The 4,022-nt window shown below is 25.2% G+C and carries 5 protein-coding genes; all 5 read left to right on the top strand.

What is annotated here, in order from left to right; all coding sequences use genetic code 11:
- Positions 1–312: 312 nt before the first annotated feature.
- Complete coding sequence (locus tag OM90_RS11855) at positions 313–519, top strand: hypothetical protein (RefSeq protein WP_058487073.1); 207 nt, start codon at positions 313–315, stop codon at positions 517–519.
- 50 nt (positions 520–569) lie between these two features.
- Entirely contained in the window at positions 570–1,292 is a 723-nt protein-coding gene (locus OM90_RS12500) for a DUF4272 domain-containing protein (protein WP_242860912.1), read from the top strand.
- 124 nt (positions 1,293–1,416) lie between these two features.
- Positions 1,417–1,860 (top strand): SMI1/KNR4 family protein, encoded by a 444-nt coding sequence (locus OM90_RS11840; protein WP_058487072.1) that lies wholly within the window; start codon positions 1,417–1,419, stop codon positions 1,858–1,860.
- Positions 1,861–2,278: 418 nt separating this feature from the next.
- The gene (locus OM90_RS11835) at positions 2,279–2,743 is read left to right on the top strand and encodes a toxin-antitoxin system YwqK family antitoxin (RefSeq protein WP_058487071.1); all 465 of its coding nucleotides are present in this window, start codon (positions 2,279–2,281) and stop codon (positions 2,741–2,743) included.
- Positions 2,691–3,467, top strand: coding sequence for an endonuclease V (locus OM90_RS11830; RefSeq protein WP_330381874.1), 777 nt, complete (start codon positions 2,691–2,693; stop codon positions 3,465–3,467). The genes OM90_RS11835 and OM90_RS11830 overlap by 53 nt, the downstream gene beginning before the upstream one ends.
- The last annotated feature ends 555 nt before the right edge of the window (positions 3,468–4,022 follow it).

The raw sequence follows: 4,022 nt of genomic DNA, 5'->3' as shown, positions 1-4,022 counted from the left end.
AAAAAATTTTTGAAGTTTATAAAGCTGGAGGATGGCCATGTGGATGGGATGGAAATTATCCAGATGGTAAATTAATAGTGTATTTTCCGGAATACTAAAATTGCTTTTAAATACTAAATGAGAGGAAATGACAATAGAAATAAAATTTGTTAAAGATTATATAAAAAATTCTTTATCAAATGGTTAAAGTAGTTTATTTTATGATGAGACAGAATACGTGATAGTGGATGAAAGATATTGGATTAGAGATAGGATTGATTTATTACATGAAATTTATTAACAATAAATTAAAGAATTTAAGGAGTGGTATAAATGAGTAGTAATGATTTATTGACTATTATTAGTGAAAAGTTTAAAAATGGAGAAAATGGTGAGCAAGTAGATGGACTAACAGTTATTATTGACGGTAAGATAAAACAAATATTTGATAAAATACTTTTAGAAAAGGGGTATAATGATTATTCTGAAGTTTTAAGCGATGTTATTTTTAATGGGATTAATAAAATGCTTGAAAAATAGTAGTTTGGATTATTTAAATAATTGAATAAGTGAAAGGAAGAAGTATAACATTGAAAGACGCTAAAGAAATCATAGTTAGAGCGATAATATTACTATGTGTATCAGATAGATGTGCTTTAGAGAAGTCTATAATTGGTGGAATAAATTATTCAAAAAAGCAAAGAGAGGATCAAAGATTAGCTATATATAGATGGTTAAAGAATAGAAGATATGTTGATATGATGACAAAAAGCGAAAAGTTATTATTTGAGCAAGAATTAGGGATTAGAAATAAAAATGAAATATTGTTTTTTCAATTACAATATGAAGCAATTGAGCCATGTTTGTGGACACTAGGATTAGTACAGAATTTATCAAATTATGATAAATTTGTTTTAACTGATTTTCATTCTGTGTTGCAAATAGATATGAACCATACATTAGAGAAAGTGCTTAGTATTGTTAATTTACGATCTGAGACAGATATAAAATTACAGAAGGAAATTTCAATGTTATGGCATTGGAGAGCTATTGAATATAATAATCCAATATTCAAAGTTAAATCTGTTAAAGATATGGTTAAAGAAATATTTGGAGATACATATGAACAGGTTTTAGAGAATATCCCGCAGTTTGATAATAATAAAAATGATTTTATAGTAAATGGCAAGCCTTTTATTAATTTAAGTATTAAAGAGAAGAAAATTATTAATTGTATTGCTCAATGGAGACATCACGCATTTGAGTGGATAGTTGGCAATGAATCATGGGATAAAGTAGAAATAAATACTTAATAATCCAATTATTGAGAAAAATTTCACTTCATCTTGTAGGGTTAAAAAAATCAGATATACTTCAAGAGCAGAATGAAAATGGTAAGATTATAAGTATACTAAATTAGGAAAAGGAGATACTTATATGGATTTTATAGGTTATGGAAAAGCAACAATGCAAATGATAGATGAATTTGAACAATATGTAGGGTTTTCATTGCCTAATGATTATAAACGATTTCTATTGGAGTATAATGGTGGAAAGCCTAAAGAAAGATATTATACTTTTTTTGTGCAAGAGTTAAATGAAAATATTCCATTTGACGTATTATATGGATTAAATACAGCTATAAAACAAGTAGATTTGAAGATGTGGTATGATGAATATAAAGAAGATTTATTAGAAAATTGTATAATAATTGGAAGTGATTCTGGAACAGGATTGATAATTTTGATAAATGAAGATGAAGATGAAGGAATTTATTATTGGGATCATTCATGGTATTTTGAGCAATCAAATGAGGAAAATAATGTATATAAAATCTCAGATAGTTTCCAAGAATTTTTTAATGACTTAGAAAAGCTATAAATTAAAAAATATTTAATGGTAAATAATGTTTTTGTATTTAGTAAGATAAATATAATAGTATTAAAGTGAAACTGTTAAATTTATGAAAATTAATGACAGAAATATAATGAATGATATTGCAAAGGGAATAGATACAATCTTTATAAGTATATAGAGTTTTTAAGAATAGTTAATGGACTTGAATTTAATGGATTTATTTTTTATGGAGCGGATAATTCATTAGTGAATATCTCAAATAATGATAAAATAATTACTAAAAAAAATAAATTAAAAATTCAATCATTTAAAAATATCATAAAAAAGAAGATAGCAAAATGGATAGAAGAATGAATAAAATAGTCCTTAAAAAATAAAAAGATCTAAAGATTATAGGATTGATAGTTCAGTTAAAAGATTAAATTAGGAGAATGTGATTATCATGAAAAACATAAGAGTTTTATCTCAAAATGAAGTTTTAGAAAAAGGAATAGAATTTGATGGAGATTATGTATGTTATTCAGGAGAATATGGCGAGCAGGTATATAAATTGCCTATGGAAGAAGGAGGACATCCAGTAAATGGATTACTTTATGAGAAATATGATAATGGTAATATAAAATATTATTCCTATTATAAAGATGGAATTCCAAATGGTGAATATGTTGAATTTTATGATACGGGAGAAATTAGAAGATATTGTATAATGGACGGTGGACAGGTTTTGGGAGAAGATATTATATGGTATAAAAATGGAAACATTAAATTAAGAAGATATTGGAAATATGGAATAGAAATTTCTTATGAAAAATTTGATGAAAAAGGGAATATAATTAGTAGAAAAATAGAGCCCAATGATACAGAAAAAGAGTTATTGGAAACATTTAAAAAGTTATACGAAGAGTAAGAGAAGAAGGGAAGAAAAAGGTATGATATTTGATAATATAACAGATGAAGCAACAGCAATCAAGATTCAGAATCAATTAAAAAAGTTTATTATTTTAAATAATGATTTAGATTATAATAAATTAGAAAAAGTAGCAGGGGTTGATTTAGCATATTGGAAAGAAGAAGATAAGGAATATGCTGTATGTTCTATTGTAATAATTGATTATAATACAAAAAAAGTTTTAGAAAAAGTATACTCAATAGGAGAAATTAATTTTCCGTATATTCCAGGATGTCTTGCTTTTAGAGAATTGCCCTTAGTTTTAGAAACAGTTAAAAAATTAAAAATCATGCCAGATATATATTTATTTGATGGTAATGGCTATTTGCATCCAAGACATATGGGAATTGCAACCCATGCTTTCTTATACTTAAAAAAACCAACTATTGGAGTTGCAAAGAATTATTATAAAATTAATAATACTGATTTTATAATGCCCAAGAATTTTGTAGGAGCATATACAGATATAGTGATTAATGGAGAAGTATATGGTCGTGTACTAAGAACTCATAAGAATGTAAAGCCTATTTTTGTATCAGTAGGGAATTACATTGATTTAGATATTTCTACTAATATAGTAAATAGACTAATATCTAAGGAAAGTCACCTTCCTATTCCTTTAAGGATAGCACATATAGAAACTTGTAAAATAAAAAGACGGTATAGTTCTAAAAAGCCCTAAGCTTGATGGTAAATAATTAAATGATAAAAAATGATAAGTTGTTATTTTATAAATTAAGATAATAATTTTTATCAAGTGATTAAAAAATAGGCTCAAAGAAATTTTAAATCTAAAAATTGATAGCGTAAAAAAATTTAAGTTTGAATAAAAACTCCTTTCTGACAGTAATGTAGGTGATACAAAGTCAAAAAGGAGTTTTGTATATATAAATATTATTTAAGTATAAGAGTTCAAATAAAATACTAAAATTTATTTTAAAATCCAAATTAGGGAAAGTGATAACAGGAGGAAAATCTGTTAAAAAGGAAGTGCTAAAGAATATAAATAATCTATCTAAAAAGGACTAGAACTAATGTAGGACATATAAGAAAAAAGACAAAATTAAAAACTCAGATATTTAAAAATATTATTAAAAAGAAGATAGCAGACGGATTAAAACACGTAGATGAAGGAATAAAATTAATTGCTAAAAAATGGTATTAGAATTAAATAATAGAGGAGATTGATATGGGAAGTAAAATATCTATAGGATTAGTATATGAGAATAAATATAAA

It is taken from the genome of Defluviitalea phaphyphila (genome assembly GCF_001466305.1).
In the GTDB taxonomy this organism is placed as follows: Bacteria; Bacillota; Clostridia; order Lachnospirales; family Defluviitaleaceae; genus Defluviitalea_A; species Defluviitalea_A phaphyphila.
Note: the sequence above shows the minus strand (reverse complement) of the source record. Positions and strands in the feature narration are given on the sequence as shown.

Bases quoted from the DNA above. Each gene is read 5' to 3' on its own strand.
- OM90_RS11855 (WP_058487073.1), top strand. From the start codon at position 313: ATGAGTAGTAATGATTTATTGACTATTATTAGTGAAAAGTTTAAAAAT.
- OM90_RS11840 (WP_058487072.1), top strand. From the start codon at position 1,417: ATGGATTTTATAGGTTATGGAAAAGCAACAATGCAAATGATAGATGAA.
- OM90_RS11835 (WP_058487071.1), top strand. From the start codon at position 2,279: ATGAAAAACATAAGAGTTTTATCTCAAAATGAAGTTTTAGAAAAAGGA.
- OM90_RS11830 (WP_330381874.1), top strand. From the start codon at position 2,691: ATGATACAGAAAAAGAGTTATTGGAAACATTTAAAAAGTTATACGAAG.